Source organism: Mesorhizobium sp. CA5 (assembly GCF_020165105.1).
GTDB lineage: Bacteria > Pseudomonadota > Alphaproteobacteria > Rhizobiales > Rhizobiaceae > Mesorhizobium.
In genome coordinates this window covers 62,181-78,986 of sequence record NZ_JAIUHJ010000010.1, presented here as the reverse complement: position 1 = coordinate 78,986, position 16,806 = coordinate 62,181, and the positions used below count along the sequence as shown (strand labels likewise).

At 64.5% G+C, this 16,806-nt stretch carries 17 protein-coding genes; 8 read left to right on the top strand and 9 right to left on the bottom strand.

Annotated features, from left to right (window positions below; genetic code table 11):
• The first annotated feature begins 180 nt into the window (after nt 1-180).
• From LB529_RS15070 to LB529_RS15060, 3 genes are all read left to right on the top strand, one after another.
• A complete protein-coding gene (locus LB529_RS15070) occupies nt 181-813 on the top strand; it encodes a hypothetical protein (protein ID WP_224711500.1) in 633 nt (210 codons plus the stop codon).
• 177 nt (nt 814-990) lie between these two features.
• Entirely contained in the window at nt 991-1,533 is a 543-nt protein-coding gene (gene hpt / locus LB529_RS15065; RefSeq protein ID WP_095767471.1) for a hypoxanthine phosphoribosyltransferase, read from the top strand.
• 80 nt (nt 1,534-1,613) lie between these two features.
• Nucleotides 1,614-1,985 carry a response regulator gene (locus LB529_RS15060; RefSeq protein ID WP_224711499.1) on the top strand — a complete coding sequence of 124 codons (372 nt, stop codon included), beginning with the start codon at nt 1,614-1,616 and terminating at the stop codon, nt 1,983-1,985.
• Here the strand turns inward: LB529_RS15060 and LB529_RS15055 are convergent.
• A complete protein-coding gene (locus LB529_RS15055; protein WP_224711498.1) occupies nt 1,968-2,933 on the bottom strand; it encodes a DMT family transporter in 966 nt (321 codons plus the stop codon). The two genes, LB529_RS15060 and LB529_RS15055, sit on opposite strands and share 18 nt — an antisense overlap.
• A gap of 187 nt (nt 2,934-3,120) precedes the next feature.
• Between LB529_RS15055 and LB529_RS15050 the strand changes: the two genes are divergently transcribed.
• On the top strand, nt 3,121-4,005 hold the full coding sequence (locus LB529_RS15050; RefSeq protein WP_224609469.1) for a LysR family transcriptional regulator: 885 nt from the start codon (nt 3,121-3,123) through the stop codon (nt 4,003-4,005).
• On the opposite strand, the gene LB529_RS29000 is transcribed toward LB529_RS15050, so the two are convergent.
• From LB529_RS29000 to argH, 7 genes are all read right to left on the bottom strand, one after another.
• The gene (locus tag LB529_RS29000; protein WP_318012565.1) at nt 4,002-4,256 is read right to left on the bottom strand and encodes a DsbA family protein; all 255 of its coding nucleotides are present in this window, start codon (nt 4,254-4,256) and stop codon (nt 4,002-4,004) included. The genes LB529_RS15050 and LB529_RS29000 overlap by 4 nt on opposite strands.
• Nucleotides 4,168-4,605 (bottom strand): DsbA family protein, encoded by a 438-nt coding sequence (locus LB529_RS15045; RefSeq protein WP_263490300.1) that lies wholly within the window; start codon nt 4,603-4,605, stop codon nt 4,168-4,170. The genes LB529_RS29000 and LB529_RS15045 overlap by 89 nt, the downstream gene beginning before the upstream one ends.
• Before the next feature lie 71 nt (nt 4,606-4,676).
• A complete protein-coding gene (locus LB529_RS15040) occupies nt 4,677-7,292 on the bottom strand; it encodes a TIGR02302 family protein (protein WP_224711497.1) in 2,616 nt (871 codons plus the stop codon).
• A 114-nt stretch (nt 7,293-7,406) separates the two neighbouring features.
• On the bottom strand, nt 7,407-8,348 hold the full coding sequence (locus LB529_RS15035; protein ID WP_224711496.1) for a threonine/serine dehydratase: 942 nt from the start codon (nt 8,346-8,348) through the stop codon (nt 7,407-7,409).
• Nucleotides 8,349-8,377: 29 nt separating this feature from the next.
• Nucleotides 8,378-9,646, bottom strand: coding sequence for a diaminopimelate decarboxylase (gene lysA, locus LB529_RS15030; protein WP_224711495.1), 1,269 nt, complete (start codon nt 9,644-9,646; stop codon nt 8,378-8,380).
• Nucleotides 9,647-9,700: 54 nt separating this feature from the next.
• A complete protein-coding gene (locus LB529_RS15025) occupies nt 9,701-9,907 on the bottom strand; it encodes a lipoprotein (RefSeq protein ID WP_095767477.1) in 207 nt (68 codons plus the stop codon).
• Nucleotides 9,908-10,060: 153 nt separating this feature from the next.
• Nucleotides 10,061-11,461 (bottom strand): argininosuccinate lyase, encoded by a 1,401-nt coding sequence (gene argH / locus LB529_RS15020; RefSeq protein ID WP_140845899.1) that lies wholly within the window; start codon nt 11,459-11,461, stop codon nt 10,061-10,063.
• 33 nt (nt 11,462-11,494) lie between these two features.
• On the opposite strand from argH, the gene tlpA reads away from it, so the two are divergent.
• Complete coding sequence (gene tlpA / locus LB529_RS15015) at nt 11,495-12,178, top strand: thiol:disulfide interchange protein TlpA (RefSeq protein WP_224711494.1); 684 nt, start codon at nt 11,495-11,497, stop codon at nt 12,176-12,178.
• Nucleotides 12,179-12,187: 9 nt separating this feature from the next.
• On the opposite strand, the gene LB529_RS15010 is transcribed toward tlpA, so the two are convergent.
• The gene (locus LB529_RS15010; RefSeq protein ID WP_224711493.1) at nt 12,188-13,228 is read right to left on the bottom strand and encodes an endonuclease/exonuclease/phosphatase family protein; all 1,041 of its coding nucleotides are present in this window, start codon (nt 13,226-13,228) and stop codon (nt 12,188-12,190) included.
• A 239-nt stretch (nt 13,229-13,467) separates the two neighbouring features.
• Between LB529_RS15010 and LB529_RS15005 the strand changes: the two genes are divergently transcribed.
• The 3 genes from LB529_RS15005 (at nt 13,468) to LB529_RS14995 (ending at nt 16,797) form a co-directional block, all read left to right on the top strand.
• The gene (locus LB529_RS15005; protein WP_224711492.1) at nt 13,468-14,820 is read left to right on the top strand and encodes an extracellular solute-binding protein; all 1,353 of its coding nucleotides are present in this window, start codon (nt 13,468-13,470) and stop codon (nt 14,818-14,820) included.
• Nucleotides 14,821-14,989: 169 nt separating this feature from the next.
• Nucleotides 14,990-15,874 carry an ABC transporter permease subunit gene (locus tag LB529_RS15000; protein WP_224711491.1) on the top strand — a complete coding sequence of 295 codons (885 nt, stop codon included), beginning with the start codon at nt 14,990-14,992 and terminating at the stop codon, nt 15,872-15,874.
• Between the two features lie 8 nt (nt 15,875-15,882).
• Entirely contained in the window at nt 15,883-16,797 is a 915-nt protein-coding gene (locus LB529_RS14995) for an ABC transporter permease subunit (protein WP_095767483.1), read from the top strand.
• The last annotated feature ends 9 nt before the right edge of the window (nt 16,798-16,806 follow it).

Sequence of the window (16,806 nt, the reverse complement as noted above, 5' to 3'; positions counted from 1 at the left end):
TTCGGCGACCTGGAAACTCTCGGCGGCGACGCGCCACAATCTATCTTAACAGACCATCGGCCGGCATGGTTAACCGGCGGTTAATTTTGCAACGTCCAGCATGCATCAAAGCCATTCCGGTGGGGAAGCGTTAACCAATTCCGTTTACGCAAAAGAAACGAAGACTGCACTGGTGCCGTAATGGCTGACGAGAGAACCGCGCGCCCTGTTTCCGGCGAAATCATGACCGGCACGGCAACAAATGCCGCGCCGGGACGCGTCATGTTCGATGCGGCCGACATCGTCGATGCCGATTATGTGGTGCTGCCGCGTTTTGCCGCTTATCCAGAATCCGCACAGCCGCCGCAGATGCCGTCGACGCCATCGATCGGCGGCATGGGCATGCTGCGCAGACCGGAGGCGGCGCCGTCGCGATCCTCGCGTGGCGGTCCATTGTTCTGGATAGCCGGCGTCGGCATAGCGCTCGCATCCTTCTGGGTGTCGGGTGGTCATGCGCTGGTCCGGCAAAGCCCCTTTTGGACGACCGCCGCGCCGGCGAGCGCGCTCACCATCTCCGGCGTGACGTCGCGCATCGATGCGTCGGGATTGAAGCCGGTGCTGTTCGTGGATGGCGAGGCGGCGAATGACGGGATGAAGTCGGAAACGCTGCCGCCGCTCGAAATCCGCGTCACCGATAACAACGCCAATATCATCCGCTACAGGCTGGGGACATCGAACCGTTCGCTGGGCCCGGGCGAAAGATTCGGCTTTTCGAGCCGCCTCGATGTGCCTAAAGACGGCGTCAGGACAGTCTCCGTAATCTTCGCCGGCTAGGTGTGTCGATATCAGGTGAGGCCGGCCTGCGAACGAGGGCTTCCTTCGCTTCCGGTGCTCACGTACTTCAAGTACGCTCCGCTCCGGTTCTCGGAAGCCATCGTTCTCGACTCGGCCTGACCTGAATCTCGACACACCTAGCGCCAGGCGTCTTAGGTGGTTTTGAAGGACAAAACTATGCCAGTTGTACGCGGCAAGGACATCGAGGTCCTGTTTTCGGCGTCGGCGATCGCGCGCCGCAATCTCGAACTCGCCAAGGAGATCGCCGGGCGCGATTACCATGACCTGCTGGTGATCTCGATCCTCAAGGGCTCGTTCGTCTTCGCCGCCGATCTCATCCGCGCCATGCATGATGTCGGCCTGTCGCCGGAAGTCGAGTTCATCTTCATCTCCAGCTACGGCGCCGGCACGACCAGCGGCGAGGTCAGGGTGCTGCGCGACATCGACAACGAGGTCGCCGGCCGCGACGTGCTGTTGATCGACGACATACTCGAATCCGGCAAGACGCTTTCCTACACCCGCGACCTGATGCTTTCGCGCGGCGCCAAGAGCTGCGCCATCGCGGTGCTGCTCGACAAGCGGATGCGCCGCCAGACCTCGCTCAACGCCGATTATGTGGGCTTCGACTGCCCGGACTATTTTGTCGTCGGCTACGGCATGGATGTCGCCCATGCGTTCCGCGAGCTGCCGTTTGTCGGGGTGGTGAAAGGCGACGCCTGAGGAGGCGGGGCCATTCCGAAAAGCTGCCGATCGTTAGAATTTTCAGAAAACATCAATATTTCGGCGGCATCTATCTCGGCATGGCAAAGCTTCTGATCGTCGAGGACGATGAGTCCGTCCGCACCCTCGCTGCCCGCGCGCTCGAGCGCGATGGCCATAATGTCACCATCGCCACCGACGGCGCGCAGGGGCTGGACATGATCCGGCAGGCGCGTGGCGGTTTCGATCTGGTGGTCTCCGACATCCGCATGCCGGAGATGGACGGCATCGAGATGGCGACGGCGGCCTCGAGAGAGTTCCCGACGATGCGGATCATGCTGATGACCGGCTATGCCGACCAGCGCGAGCGCGCCGACGAGCTTAACGGCATCATCCTCGATGTCGTGCAGAAGCCGTTCACGCTTGCCGAGATCCGCGGCCGCGTCGGCAAGGCATTAAGCTGCTTCGCTTGAGACCGCATCGGCCGTGCCAGGGGCGGCCGGCGCCGCACTTCGCCGACGCCCGCCGCTGAGCGCAAGCAGGCCGGCGCCGATGATCAGCGCCGCGCCCAGCACCGTGGTTTCACGCGGCACTTCGGCGAAGAACAGGAAACCCCACAGCGGCGACCACAGGATGCCGGTATATTCGAACGTGGCGACGCGATTGGCCGGCGCCATCCGATAGGCTTGAGAGAGCAGGATCATGCCGGCGGACGCGACCAGGCCGCAGGCGGCCATCTTGAGGAAGTCCGGCATTGTCGGCCATGCCCATGGCCGCACCAGGAATTCGACGCTCGGATGCGCGGCATGGGTGATGCCGGCAAGGTGGAAGACGGTTGCGACGGCGATGGCGCCGCTGAGATAGGCGCCGTTCTGATAGAAGGCCATCACGGTCGATGATTCGGTGTCGCCGACACGGCGCGCCATCAGTTGCGAGAAGCCGTAGAGGAAGGCCGAGCCCAGCGACAGCAGCGCCGCCCAGTCGAACACGCCGGCGCCGGGGCGCACCATCACCAGCACTCCAACCAGGCCGATCAGCACCGTCGACAGCATCTTCCATGAGACGCGCTCGCCGAGATAGGGACCGGCCATCGCCATGATGAACAGCGGCGCCATGAAATAGAGCGCCACCGCATCGGCCAGCGGCAAGGCGGCGATCGCCAGATAATAGACCGTGTAGGACGAGAACTGGATGAAGGCGCGCAGCGTCAGCATGCCTGCCCGCTTCGACAGCACCGCCTTCAGGCCGACATCGGCCTGAACGAGCACGATCAGGATTGGCAGCGCGACGATGGCGCGGATCGCCATCACCTCGGTCACCGGATAGCCGCCCGAAACCGCCTTCACCAGCGGATCCTGCAACGAAAAAACCAGCACGCCGAGGCAGAGGCTCAGAATGCCAAGCACCGTCCGGTTCTGCATGATCGATCCAGCGAAAAAGAACCCGCCACCATTTTCAGGCAGCGGGTACGAGTGAGGACTCTTCGATTGGTCCGCGACCGATTTCGCGGCCGCATGTCCAATGGGTGTCATGACTATCCTGCGGCGTTTGACATCTGGCAAACGAATTGGAATGATGCCAGCAATTAACTTTGCTTATGGCGACTCGATGCGACCAGTCCTCGACAGCGATCTCTTGCGCACCTTCGTGGCGGTGGCCGAAACCGGCAATTTCACCCGCGCGGCGGAGAAAGCCGGGCGCACGCAATCGGCCGTATCCATGCAGATGAAGAAGCTGGAGGACATGGTCGGCGACAATCTGTTCGAGCGCGGCTCGCGCGGCGTGGCGCTGACGCGCCGCGGCGGCGAGCTCATCGCCAACGCGCGCCGCATCGTCTCGCTGCTGGACGAGACCGCTGCCTCGCTGGTGGCGCCGCCGCTGGGCGGGCTGGTGCGCATCGGCATTCCGGCCGAGTATGGACGTTCGATCCTGTCGCGGGCGCTGGGCGAATTCGCCAAGCGCCATCCGCGCGTCGAGGTCACAGTGCGCTACGCGCATTCGGATTCGCAGGTGCGGGCGCTCGCGGCCGGCGAGCTCGACCTCGCGGTGGTGTTCGAATGGGAGGGCTCTTCCGGCGGCGAGGTGCTGATGCACGACCCGACGGTCTGGGTGACCTCGACGCTGCACCACATGCATGAGGAACGGCCGGTGCCGATCGCGCTCTACAGCCGCAACGGCTGGTGCCGCGACTTCGCCATCAAGTCGCTGCAGCAGCGCGGCCTCGACTACCGCGTCGCCTACACCAGCGATACCAATGGCGGCCTGACGCTCGCCGTCACGTCCGGCCTGGCAATCGCGCCGATCTCGCGCAGCAACATCCCGCCTGATTGCCGCGAACTGACGGCCGCCGACGGTTTCGGCGACATCGATTCCTCCAACGTCGTCCTGCACCGCAACCCGCTGGCGACCGGCGAAGCGATCGACGGCATGGAGAACGCAATCCGCGAGGCGTTCATGCTGACCAGGCAGGCGGGCTCGGCGGCCGGGCTTTAGTCCGGCGGGCCACTTTCAATCTGCCTGAGCCAGCGCATGGCATCATCGAGGCGATCGTCGCCCCAGAACAGCTCGCCATCGACGAGGAAACTCGGCGAGCCGAAAATGCCGAGCGTCTTGGCTTGCTCGGTCGCGGCGGCGAGGTCAGCCTTGGCGGCATCGCTATCGGCCTCCCGCAGGATCGGTTCCGGTTCCTGCCCCCGCTTTCTTGATGCTTGCCGAGATGTTCGGCTCGCTGCCGGCCGGCTCACCCATCTCGAACCAGCGCCGGTAGCTCTCCCTGGCATAGGCCTCGCACCAGCCCTCCCGCGCGGCAATGACGGCGACGCGATTGGCGCGCTCAAGTTCGGCAAGCGGGTAAGGCGCGGGCAGTTTAGGCACCATCCTGTACATCGCCGCGCGACGCTCTATGTCGCGCCACATATAGGCGGCTTTCACCGGCTTCTTGGCGAAGGGGATATTGTCCATCTCGATCATGATCGAGCGCACGTTGAACGGCCGCCAGCGGAACTCGATGCCGGTCTCAGCCTGGATCTTCGCCAGTCGCATCACCGAAAGGTAGGTGTAGGTGCTGCCGATGGAAAACCAGAAATCGATCATCGCCCCATGCTCTCGGCCATGACGCTACCGGTTCTGAATGTGCAGGGCAATCTCGCAACGCCGATGACGGGCTATTTCAGCTCCAGCAGCCGCTCGAGATAGCTGCGCTCGATATCGGGGCTGAGCGCGTTGCCGAGCCGTTTGCGGATCGCGTCGAGGATCTGGCGGGCACGCTGGACGTCGATCTCGTCGGGCACCTTGACCGAGGTGCCGTCATCGGGACCGTTGGTGGCGCGGGGTCGTCCCAGCGGGTCGCGATCGGCGTCCTGCTGGCGGCCGCCCTGCTCGCTGCCGCCCTGGTCGCCCTGCATGGCCTGCATCTGCTTCATCATTTCCTTGGCGCCGCGGCGCAGCGCTTCCAGTGCGCGGCCCTGGTGGCCGACGGCTTGGTCACCGTCGCCCTGGCCGAGCGATTGTTCGGCATTGCCCATCGATTTGCCGGCCTCGCCAAAGCCCTCATTGGGCTCCATGCCCAGGCCTTCGAGGCCTTTCTTCAACTGATCGAGCTCGCTCTGCAATTGGCCCTGGCCTTCCTGCAGCTGCTTCAGCGCATCGGCCAAATCCTTCGGCGACATTTTCGGCCGGCCCAGCGGATCGCGGTCCTGGCCGGGACCGGGCCGCTGCTGCTGGTCGTCGGACTGGCCCTGTTCGCCATCCTCGCCAAGCTGCTGCTGCTCGCCGCCTTCACCACGCTGCCCGCGCTGCATCTGGTCCAGCCGGAAGGTGTCGTTCATCATTTCCTGCTGGCGGCGCATGATGTCGCCGAGCTTGTCCATCTGCTGGCGCATCTCGCTGTCCTGCTCGCCGCCCGGCTGCTGGCGGCCGGCCTGCAGGTTGTTCATCATGTCCTGCAGCTCGGAGAGAAGCTGCTGCGCCTTGTCGCGATCGCCCGATTTGGCCAGATTCTCGATCTGGTCCATCATGCGGTCGATATCGCTCTGGCGCAGCTCGCGGCCGTTCTGCTGCATCTGCGGCGCGTTCGGGTTCTGCTGCGCGCGCTGGGCGAATTCCTGCAAGAACTGGTTCATCGCCTCGCGCAGTTCCTTCATCGCCTTTTCGATCTCCTGATCGCTGGCGCCGTTCTTGATGGCGTCCTGCAACGCCTGCTGCGCCTGGCGCAGCCGCCGCTCGGCGGCCGACAGGTTGCCTTCCTCGATGCCGAGCGCGATCTCCCACAGATAGGACACGACGTTGCGCAACTGATCGTCGCTCTCGGAGAGCTTCAGCCGGCTCCTCGCGCTCATGATGGCGAGATAGTTCGACATGTTGTCGAACGTGTCCTCGGGCCGCAGCGTGACCGCATCCATCAGGTCGAGAACGCGCGGCTTGGCATTGGTGTCGAGCGCCACCAGCCGGCGCTGTTCGATCACCGCTCTAGCCAGCGGATTGGCGAAGGGCCGCTCCGGCATGACAAGCGTTTTGGTTTCACTGGTGGCCGTGTGGCCGGCGTCGTCCGTTGCAGTGAGCGTCAGCTTGATGTTGCTGCCGGCCCAGACATGCTCGGTCAGGTCCTTGGTCGTCTTGGCCGCGCTCGGCTTGCCGCCGCGGCGCGGCAGCGTCAATGGCATGTCGGGCGCGCCGTAGAGCGGATGCGCGTTGGCGGCAGGCGGATCCGACAGCTCGAAAACGGCCTTGGCGGAGGCTGCACCATAGTCGTCGGCGATCTCGTAATTGAGCTCGATGGCGCCGTTGACGGCGCGCTTCGCCTCGCCGACGAAGCGGATCGTCGGCGGCTTGTCGGGAATGACGGCAAAGGCCCAGTGGCCGAGATCGCCTTCGCCGGATTTCAGCGTCAACGTGCCGTTGGTGTTCAGCTTGCTGGAGAACTGGCGCACTTTTGGTGCGGTCTGGCCGGCGGCAGGCGCGGGACCTTTCGGCGCGGCGGGCTCGATGGCGCGGTCATTGCCGCCTTGATCGGCATAGCTCAGCGTCTCCTCGCCCGAACCGCCGGTGACGCGCAGCGAGATGTCGCTGCCTTGCGGAACGGAAAAGGTCTGGACGGCCTGGTTGGCATCGGCCGTCAGGAACACCGGGGCCTTGCCGGTGTAGGCAGGCGGCGTCACCCAGGCGTCGATGCGCGGGGGCACGGCATCGTGCGCGGCGCGGGCGACAAAAGCGTCGCTGGCCCTGCCGCCAAAGGGTCCGAAGGAGAAGGCAAGCGCCGTGACGAACAGCAGCCCCGCCACGGCGCGCAAGCCCCAGCGGTCGTAGTCCGGCACGCCGGTGCGCGGCCGGTCGGCGCCGAGGCTCGAAAGCCGCTCGGCCATGCGCTTTTGGTGCTCGCGCCACAGCGCCTGCGAGAAGATGCTCTCGGCGCCGCTCGGCCGGTCGGTCTGCACCTGCACCGGGCTGTGCAGCAATTCGTTCGCCGCCTCGATGCGCCGGTCGATCTCGGCGGCCGAGGGCATGCGGAAGAAGCGCAGCGGGTAGAGCGCGGCGACCGCCGCCAGCCCGAACAGGATCAGAAGGCCGATGCGTGCCGCGTCGGGCAGGCGCGGGAACAGGCCGAACCACGAAAAGCTGAAGAACAGGCTGGCGACGACCAGCAGCGGCAGCACGAGCGGCCAGGCGCGCTCGAAGGTCATGGAGGCCCGCGTCGCCAACCGGCTGAGCGCCAAGCGCCCTGCAAAGCCGCGTCCATCGCTGGCCCGGCTGCGTTCGCCGCTGGAAATGGGTCGTTCGGTCATCGGCCCTTCCTGCCCGGGCACGATAGCCCGGACGTCATCGCCAGAAGGATACCAGCAAACACGGCAAAGGCGAGGCGGGTTCCAAAAAACGTGAAGCGGTTTGGCCGGTTATGATCAGAAATTGGCTAGATTCGTGTTCGAGCCGCAGACGAGGACGGCCACGCGCTCGCCGTCTCCGGGCACATAGCGTCCGGAAAGCATGGCGGCGAAGGCGGCGGCGCCGCCCGGCTCGGCGATGATTCGCACGCGGTCCCACAGCGCCTTCTGCGCCGCGACGATGTCGTCGTCGCTGACCAGGATCGAGCGCTCGACGAAGGCCTCGGCGATCGGAAACATCATTTCGCCGACGCGCTTCGGCGCCAGCGAATCGGCGGCGATGCCCTCGGCCGGCGCATCGACCGGCTCGCCGGCCTCCAGGGCGCGGTAAAGCGTCGGCGCTCCCTCGGGCTCGATGGCGACGATGCGGATGCGGCCAGCGAACCAGGCCGCGATGCCGCCGATCAGGCCGCCGCCGCCGACCGCGACCAGCAGCGTGTCGATCCCAGGCAGATCGGACTCGATCTCCATGCCGAGCGTGCCCTGGCCGAGCAGCGTTTCTTCCTGGTTGAAGGCGTGGATCTGCAGGGCGCCGGTTCTGGCCGCGAAGTCTTCGCTGGCGGCCAGCGCTTCGGCATAGCGCGCGCCGCCGACGATCAGCTCGGCGGCGTAGCTGCGAATGCGCGCGAGCTTCGCTGGCGGGCTGACCTCGGGCACGAAGATGGTCGCCTTGTGCCCGAGCTTCATGGCGGCGTAAGCGACGGCGGCACCATGATTGCCGCCGGACGCGGCGACCACGCCGGCTTCGGGCACTCGGCGTTCGAGCAGGTTGGTGAAGGCGCCGCGCGCCTTGAACGAGCCGGAATGCTGGAGGCATTCGAGCTTCAGGTCGACCGGAAAGGCGGGCCGGTCGAAATCCGCCATGTCGACGCGCATGACCGGCGTGTGGCGTACATAGGGCCGGATGCGCGACTCCACGGCGCCGATGCGTTCGCGCGTGATCGTCTTTTTTTCCAGCATGGGCCAGCTCCTTAAGGCGCGCCGCTCGGTTACTTCAGCCAGTCGGGGACCGAATCCAATCCAATCAGATTCTCATAGGTCTGGCGCGGCCGCACGACATGAAAACGGTCGCCGTCGACCAGCACCTCGGGCACCAGGAGCCTGGTGTTGTAGGTGCCGGCTTGCACCGCGCCATAGGCGCCGGCGGTGGAAACCGCGATCAGGTCGCCCGACTTCAATCTCGGAAGGTCGCGGTCGAGGCCGATGAAATCGCCGGTCTCGCAGACCGGCCCGACGACGTCGACCTTCATACGCGGCGCCGAAGCAGGCGGCTGCACCACCGGCCTGATGTCGTGGAAGGCGTCATAGAGCGTCGGCCGGATCAGGTCGTTCATGGCGGCGTCAACGACGAGGAAGTTCTTGGCGTCGCCTTCCTTCACGTAGATGACCTCAGACACGAGGATGCCGGCATTGCCGACGATCAGGCGGCCGGGCTCGAACATCACCCTCAGGCCGAGCTTGGTGACGTGCTTCCTGACGATTTCGGCGTAAGCGTCGGGCAAAGGGGGCGGGCTGTTGTCGACGCGGTAAGGAATGCCGAGGCCGCCGCCGAGATCGACATGCTCGATCGCATGCCCGTCGGCGCGCAGCGCTCCGACCAGTTCGACCAGCAATGCGAAGGCATCGTCGAAAGGCTGCAATTCGGTGATCTGGCTGCCGATATGGGTGTCGATGCCGGTCACCTTGATGCCCGGCAGTTGCGCGGCGCGGGCATAGACCTGCCGCGCGCGCTGCCACGGGATGCCGAACTTGTTCTCGGCCTTGCCGGTCGAGATCTTCTTGTGAGTCCTGGCATCGACATCCGGATTGATGCGCAGCGAGACCGGCGCCACCTTGCCGAGCGCGGTCGCTCGCGCCGACAAAAGCTCCAGCTCAGGCTCGGATTCGACGTTGAAGCAGAGAATGCCGGCCGAAAGCGCAAAGTCCATCTCGCGCGCCGTCTTGCCAACGCCGGAAAACAGGATCTTGCCGGCCGGGATGCCGGCGGCCAAAGCGCGGCGCAATTCGCCTTCGGAGACCACGTCGGCGCCGGCGCCCTGCCTAGCCAGCGTCCTCAGCACGGCCTGGTTGGAATTCGCCTTCATGGCGTAGCAGACCAGCGCGTCGAGGCCGGAAAAAGCCTCCTTGAAGACGCGGAAATGCCGGGTCAGCGTCGCGGTCGAATAGCAATAGAAGGGCGTGCCGACCTCGGCTGCGATGTCGGGAATGGCGACGTCCTCGGCATGAAGCACGCCGTCGCGGTAATCGAAGTGGTTCACGGTGTTGGTTCCGGAAAGTTGAAGCTCGATTAGACCGGGTCGATCTCACCGGCTCTACAGCAGGGGATCGAGGATGAACTTCCTGTCCTTGACCGGTTTTTCCGGCTCGGGCGGCACCGGCTGCTTGGCGCGTTCGGCATCCTTGCGCGCCTGCTCCGCCGCCTCATAAGGCGTGTCGAGGCCGGTCTTCCTGCCGCAGGCCGTGACGGTGACTACCGCAGCCAGCAGCGCCAGCGTCACCAAAATCCTGCTACGGGTCATCGATCCATCCGTTCGAAACTGATTGCGTGCTGCGCTTTTAGCCGAGTTTTCAGCGCTTTGCATCCCGGCAATTTAAAGCGCGGCGCGCTTTAAATCTTTGTTTTGATGCATGTCGTTCTCCCAGAACGGCTGCACACTTCTGGGCGACATGCATTAAGCCTTGGCGAGCCGCTTTTTCCAGTAGCGGATCTGCTTTCGCACTTCCGACGGCGCGGTGCCGCCGAAGCTTGTGCGGCTCTTCACCGAATTCTGAACGGCAAGCACCGAGAAGATGTCGTCGGTGATGCCCGAATGGATCGAGCGCAGGTCGTCCAGCGAGAGCTTTTCCAGCCCAAGCTTCTTCTCCTCGGCCAGCGCCACGGCGCGGCCGGTGACATGGTGGGCTTCGCGGAAGGGGAGGCCCAGATTGCGCACCAGCCAGTCGGCAAGATCGGTCGCGGTGGCGTGACCGGCGCCTGCGGCCTTCTTCATGGCGGCGGCGTTGACGGTCATGTCGCGCACCATGCCGGCGGTCGCCGCCAGCATCAGGTCGAGTGTCTCGGCGGCGTCGAAGACCGCTTCCTTGTCCTCCTGCATGTCCTTGCCGTAGGTCAGCGGCATGCCTTTCATCACGGTCAGCAGGCCGACGAGATGGCCGTTGACGCGGCCGGTCTTGCCGCGCACCAGCTCGGCGGCATCCGGGTTCTTCTTCTGCGGCATGATCGAGGAGCCGGTGGAGAAAGAATCCGACAGGCGGATGAAGCCGAATTGCGGCGTCGACCAGATGATGATCTCCTCGGCGAGCCTGGAGAGATGCGTCGCGCAGATCGCGGCAAGGCTCAGGAACTCGAGCGCGAAATCGCGGTCCGAAACGCTGTCGAGGGAATTGCGCGTCGGCTCGCGGAAACCCAGCGCCTTCGCCGTCATGTGGCGGTCGATGCCGAAGCTCGTGCCGGCAAGGGCCGCCGCGCCTAGCGGGCTTTCATCCATGCGCTCGATGGCGTCGTGGACGCGCGAGAGGTCGCGGCCGAACATCTCGACATAGGCCATCAAGTGGTGGCCGAGGGTCACCGGCTGCGCCGCCTGCATATGGGTGAAGCCGGGCATGACGGTCGCCGCATGCTCCTCGGCGCGTTCCAGGAACGCGGCGATCAGCTCCTTCAGCGCCCGGGCGACGCGCTGGCACTCCTGCTTGACCCAGAGCCGGAGATCGACCGCCACCTGATCGTTGCGCGAGCGGGCGGTGTGCAGGCGTCCCGCCGCCGGGCCGATCAGGTCGGCAAGGCGGGCCTCGACATTCATGTGGATGTCTTCGAGCTTGGTCGAGAATTCGAACGTGCCGGCCTCGATCTCTTTCAAGATCGTGTTCAGCCCGTGAGCGATTTTTTCTTGATCGGCGGCCGAAATAATGCCCGTTTGAGCCAACATCTCGCTATGGGCGATCGATCCGCTTATGTCCTGCGCATAGAGCTTGCGGTCGAAGCCGATCGACGCATTGATCGCTTCCATGATCGCGGCCGGACCCGAGGCAAAACGTCCGCCCCACATCTGGTTGCTGGCCTTCTTGTCGCTCATCGCTATAACCCGTGCTCCGGAGCAGTTTTGAAAATGGCAGACGGCAAGAGATTGTTTTTTCCGACTACGCGCCTCATCCTCGCCGCTTTGGTGGCGGGCGTGCTGGCCGGCGCGGTCGCGGTATATGTCAGCGAGAGCGGTTCTGGCAACAACGCTCCCGAGAAGGCCGTCGCGGTCGCCGGCAAGGACGATGCCGCCTGCGCGCCAAAGGCCGCCCGCGCCAAGCAGGTCGCCGCCAAGGCCGTCGGCCAGGTCGCGGCGCTGCAGCCGGCCGATCCGCCGCAATCGCTGAAGAGCTTGGCCTTCAACGGCCCCGACGGCAAGCCAATGACAATTGCCGACTATGCCAGCAAGACCGTGCTGCTCAATCTGTGGGCGACATGGTGCGCGCCGTGCCGCGCCGAGATGCCGGCGCTCGACGCGCTGCAGAAGGAGAAGGGCGGCAAGGACTTCGAGGTGATCGCGGTCAATGTCGACACCGGCGACGATACGAAGCCGAAGAAGTTCCTCAAGGAAATCGGCGTCGAGACGCTCGGCTTCTACCGGGACCCGACGATCGCCCTGTTCAATGAGGCGAAGACGCGCGGGCTGGCGCTCGGGCTTCCCGTGACCATGCTGATCGACGCAGAAGGCTGCCTGATCGCGCATATGAACGGCCCGGCCGAATGGTCGAGCCCCGACGCCAAGCGGCTGGTGGAAGCGGCGCTCGAGCCCTGATCGTGGCCGCTATCTTACCCGCACCGTAACCACCAGCGCCTCGTGGTCGGCGCTCGGGCTGCCGTCCGGCAACACCGCCGGCAGTGTCTCCGGTGCGCTTGCCGCAAGGCCGCGGGTGAAGAACCAGTCGATATGGCCGGTGGGCGTTCTGTCGCCCGCCGGGCGCCGCTGCGTCGGCCTGTCGAACGCATTGGCGTCGCGCCAATCGTAGCCACGCCCGGCCATGACGGCGAAGAGGGGCTCGTGGCGGTCGGGGCACATCAGCCGGTCCGGTTCGGCGTCGATGCGCGCCTGCCATGCGGCCGGATCGGCGTGACGCTCTTCATAGGTTGCGGTCAGCGTGTTGAAGTCGCCGCCGATCAGGACCGGCGCTTCCGCGTCATACCTGTCGATGGCGTCGAGGAGGTGGCGCGTCTGGTCGGCACGGCCGGCAGGCGTCGTACGGTTCTCGAGATGCACCGAGACGACGGTGACTCGGCGCTCGCCCACCATCACCTGGCCGCCAAGCGCCATGCGGCCGCCGATGCGCGGCTGGCCGTGCTCCGGCAGGAACCAGGCGCCGGCCGCATCCAGCCGAACGAGGAAAGGCCGCAGCAGCGGGACGGCGCTGGTTATGGCATTGCCGTGGAAGCCCTCAACGTTCTCGGCGCCGCCATTTGCCGCTTGCTCCGCCTCATTGCCGGTGCCGAGTTCGAGGAACTCGACGCCATAGGCATAGGAATGGCCTAGACGATCGGCAAGCCGGCTCAGAAGATGGCCGTTGCCGGAGCGCGCCATGCCCTTGTCGACTTCGGACAGCAGCACGACGTGCGGCGCCCGGCCGGCGATCGTAGTAGCGATGGCATCGACATGACGCAGCCGCTCGACGTTCCAGGCCATGACGGTCAGGCTTTCGCCGGCGCTCTCGCGCGACGCCTTGCCGCCGATCTCGATCTCGCCGAGGGCGGGAACGGCGGCGGCGTGGCGCAGATGGGCGGCGCTGTCGCGCGGTCCGTCCCGCATGGCGTTGCGGGCGGCGACGGGCACGTGCGTGAGCTGCGGGACCAGCATGTCTCTTCTCATCCAGTTAGCCGGTTAATCACGGAGGCCTTTTCGACGCTTCGCAGCGCCCTAGCTTCCTAGAGCGCCGATGTGACGTTTTCATGCCGGCGCGACCGCTGCCAGGGGAGGAGAGACTGGCTGTCCATAGGGCCTCAGGGCCACAACAGAACTGTCACATACCTTCTCTATGAGAGCGGGCAAGGACTTGCGCAAAACCTTGTCACACTGCCACTCAAGAGGGAAAAACCATGACGATCATCAAGCGGGGCTTTGCCGCCCTTGCCGCCGGCGCGCTCAGCACCGCGCTTGCGGTTCCTGCATTTGCGGAGCCGGTCAAATTCGATTTCTGGTTCGGTCTTTCGGGCGATCTCGCCCGCGTCGTCGACACGCTGTGCAAGAACTTCAACGATTCCCAGAAGGACTACCAGGTCGTCTGCACCAGCCAGGGCAATTACGACGCCACGCTGCAGAACACGATCGCCGCCTTCCGCGCCGGCAAGCAGCCGACCGTCGTCCAGGTCTATGACGTCGGCACTGCCACCATGATGCTGTCGGGCGCCTACAAGCCCGCCGACAAGCTGATGGAGGAGAACGGCTACAAGATCGACTACAGCGACTATTTCCCCGGTATCGCCCGCTATTACGCGACCTCGAAGGGCGAAATGCTGTCCTTCCCGTTCAACTCCTCGACGGCGCTGATGTACTGGAACAAGGACGCCTTCGCCAAGATCGGCAAGAGCGAGGCGCCGAAGACCTGGGAAGACGTCGGCGCCGACCTCAAGGCGCTGAAGGACGCCGGCTATGATTGCCCGATGGCGATCAACATCTCGGCCAATGAGAGCTGGCAACTGATGGAGCAGTTCTCGGCGCTGCACAATCAGCCGATCGCCACCAAGAACAACGGCTATGACGGCCTCGACGCCCGTCTGGAAGTCAACAAGACCAAGTTCGTCCAGTACGTCACCGATCTCAAGAAGTGGTATGACGCAGGCCTTATCAAGATCAAGTCGAAGGATCTTGGCCAGGATATGGTGCAGGCCTTCGCCACCGGCACCTGCCAGCTCATCCTGACCTCGGTCGGCGACCACGGCACGGTCGGCCGCACCCAGAAGGAAGGCATGAAGTGGGACGTCGCCGAGCTGCCGGTCTATGCCGGCACCGAGCGCAAGAACTCGCTGGTCGGCGGCGCTTCGCTGTGGGTGCTGTCGGGCAAGTCGGACGCGGAATACAAGGGCGCGGCAGCGTTCCTCAACTTCATCCACGACCCCAAGACCGCTTTGTTCTGGTCGACCAACACCGGCTATATCCCGGTGACGAAGTCGGGTTTCGATTTCATGAAGTCCAACGGCTTCTACGACAAGGCGCCCTATAAGGGACGTGAAGTGGCGATCGCCAGCCTGACCGCGTCGGAGCCGACCGAGATCACCCGTGGCATCCGCCTCGGCAACTTCACCCAGATCCGCGCCGAGTTCGGCACGCAGATGCAGGCGATCTTCGCCAACAAGGTCAGCGTGCAGGAAGGCCTCGACGCGCTGGTCAAGAATGGCGACGCGATCCTCGAGCGCTTCCAGCAGACCTATCCGGGTAAGACCCTGCCCTGATCCCGGATACTGGAACGGCCGCCCGCCGAGCATCGACGGGCGGCCATTTCATATGGGTTTTTGATTTGGGCATGTCTTTGTCTCCCGAAACCGGTTCCCACTTTCGGGAGACATGCCTTAGTCTTGTGCCGCGCGAGCGGGTTGGCGGTTCAACGACATCGGCGGATCGATGGAAAAACGCGTCACTTTCAGCAAATGGACGATCGGCATCCCGTTCGCGGTGCCGCAGCTAATTCTGATCTTCACTTTCTTCTACTGGCCGGCCGGGCAGGCCGTGTACTGGTCGCTGACGCTGCAGCAGCCCTGGGGCGGCGGCAATATCTGGGTCGGGCTCGACAATTTCCGCTCGATCCTGTCCAACGCCAGCTACTGGGACTCGATCACCGCCAGCATGATCTTCGCCGGGATCAGCACGGGACTTGCGATGACAATCGCGCTGGTGCTCGCCGCCTTGACCGACCGCCAGCTTGCCGGCTCATGGCTTTACCGCGTGGTCCTGATCTGGCCTTACGGCATCGCCGCACCGGCGCTGGCGCTGGCGTTTCGCTTCATCCTGGCACCGGAAGCCGGCTTCATGGCCGTGGTCAACCAGGTCTGGCCCGGCTTCTGGGACCCTGGACTTGACGGCGCCGACGCCATGGCCTCGATCATCATCGCCTTCTCGTGGAAATATGTCGGCTATAATTTCATCTTCTTCCTCGCCGCCTTCCAGGCGATTCCGCGCTCGCTGATCGAGGCGGCGGCGATGGACGGCTCCGGCGTCATCCGGCGCTTCTGGGATATCCAGTTTCCGCTGATCACGCCGACCATCTTCTTCCTGCTGGTCATCAACATCACCGAGAGCTTCCAGGATTCCTTCGGCATCGTCGACATCATGACCGCAGGCGGACCGGCCAACGCCACCAATCTGATGGTCTACAAGATCTATTCCGACGGCTTCAAAGGCCTCGATTATTCGGGCGCCGCCGCGCAGAGCATCATCCTGATGCTGCTCATCATCGCGCTCACCATCGTCCAGTTCCGCTTCATCGAGCGGCGCGTGCATTATCGTTGAGGCGGGCCATGGTCGAGCGCACCCCGATCCTCAATTTCTTCACGCATCTGATCCTGTTCGTCGGCTTCGTATTCTGCGTGGCGCCGTTCGTCATCGTAGCGATCGCCGCATCGCATAATCTGAAGGATGTCAACGACGTGCCGATGTCGCTGCTGCCGGGCAGCGATTTCTGGGTCAACATCAGGACGGCTTGGACCACCGCCGACCTCGGTCCGAAGCTGCTCAACTCCTTCATCATGGCGTTCGGCGTCGCCGCCGGGAAAGTCATCATCTCGGCGCTGACCGCCTTCTCGATCGTCTATTTCCGTTATCCCGGCCGCATGCTGATGTTCTGGCTGATCTTCATCACGCTGATGCTGCCGCTCGAGGTGCGCATCGTGCCGACCTACGCGGTGGTCGCCAACGTGCTCGAGCCCTATCAGGCGATCATGGACCTGACCGGCCTCTCCTGGCTGATCGAAAAGGTCTCGGGCGTGCAGGTTTCGCTCAGCCTGGGATTGCTCAATTCCTATAGCGGCCTGATCCTGCCGCTGGTCGCGACCGCCACCGGCACCTTCCTCTACCGCCAGTTCTTCCTGACCGTGCCGGACGAGTTGACCGAAGCGGCGCGCATGGACGGCGCCGGCGCGCTGCGCTTCTTCGTCGATATCCTGCTGCCGCTGTCGCGCAACAACATGGCGGCGCTCGGCACCATCATGTTCCTGTGGGCCTGGAACCAGTATCTGTGGCCGTTGCTTATCACCACCGACCAGTCGCATGCGATGGCGGTGACAGAGCTGAAGCAGCTCATCCCCAATGTCGGCGGCGCGCCGGAATGGCATATCGCCATGGCCGGCACGCTGATCGTCATGCTGCCGCCGCTGATCGTCGTGGTGCTGATGCAGCGCTGGTTCGTGCGCGGCCTGATCGCCACCGAAAAATAGGGAGACGGA

Excerpts from the sequence above, each read along its gene's own strand:
- LB529_RS15070 (WP_224711500.1), top strand. The coding sequence starts at position 181 with ATGGCTGACGAGAGAACCGCGCGCCCTGTTTCCGGCGAAATCATGACC.
- hpt (WP_095767471.1), top strand. The coding sequence starts at position 991 with ATGCCAGTTGTACGCGGCAAGGACATCGAGGTCCTGTTTTCGGCGTCG.
- LB529_RS15060 (WP_224711499.1), top strand. The coding sequence starts at position 1,614 with ATGGCAAAGCTTCTGATCGTCGAGGACGATGAGTCCGTCCGCACCCTC.
- LB529_RS15055 (WP_224711498.1), bottom strand. The coding sequence starts at position 2,933 with ATGCAGAACCGGACGGTGCTTGGCATTCTGAGCCTCTGCCTCGGCGTG.
- LB529_RS15050 (WP_224609469.1), top strand. The coding sequence starts at position 3,121 with ATGCGACCAGTCCTCGACAGCGATCTCTTGCGCACCTTCGTGGCGGTG.
- LB529_RS15045 (WP_263490300.1), bottom strand. The coding sequence starts at position 4,605 with ATGATCGATTTCTGGTTTTCCATCGGCAGCACCTACACCTACCTTTCG.
- LB529_RS15040 (WP_224711497.1), bottom strand. The coding sequence starts at position 7,292 with ATGACCGAACGACCCATTTCCAGCGGCGAACGCAGCCGGGCCAGCGAT.
- LB529_RS15035 (WP_224711496.1), bottom strand. The coding sequence starts at position 8,348 with ATGCTGGAAAAAAAGACGATCACGCGCGAACGCATCGGCGCCGTGGAG.
- LB529_RS15025 (WP_095767477.1), bottom strand. The coding sequence starts at position 9,907 with ATGACCCGTAGCAGGATTTTGGTGACGCTGGCGCTGCTGGCTGCGGTA.
- argH (WP_140845899.1), bottom strand. The coding sequence starts at position 11,461 with ATGAGCGACAAGAAGGCCAGCAACCAGATGTGGGGCGGACGTTTTGCC.
- tlpA (WP_224711494.1), top strand. The coding sequence starts at position 11,495 with ATGGCAGACGGCAAGAGATTGTTTTTTCCGACTACGCGCCTCATCCTC.
- LB529_RS15010 (WP_224711493.1), bottom strand. The coding sequence starts at position 13,228 with ATGCTGGTCCCGCAGCTCACGCACGTGCCCGTCGCCGCCCGCAACGCC.
- LB529_RS15005 (WP_224711492.1), top strand. The coding sequence starts at position 13,468 with ATGACGATCATCAAGCGGGGCTTTGCCGCCCTTGCCGCCGGCGCGCTC.
- LB529_RS15000 (WP_224711491.1), top strand. The coding sequence starts at position 14,990 with ATGGAAAAACGCGTCACTTTCAGCAAATGGACGATCGGCATCCCGTTC.
- LB529_RS14995 (WP_095767483.1), top strand. The coding sequence starts at position 15,883 with ATGGTCGAGCGCACCCCGATCCTCAATTTCTTCACGCATCTGATCCTG.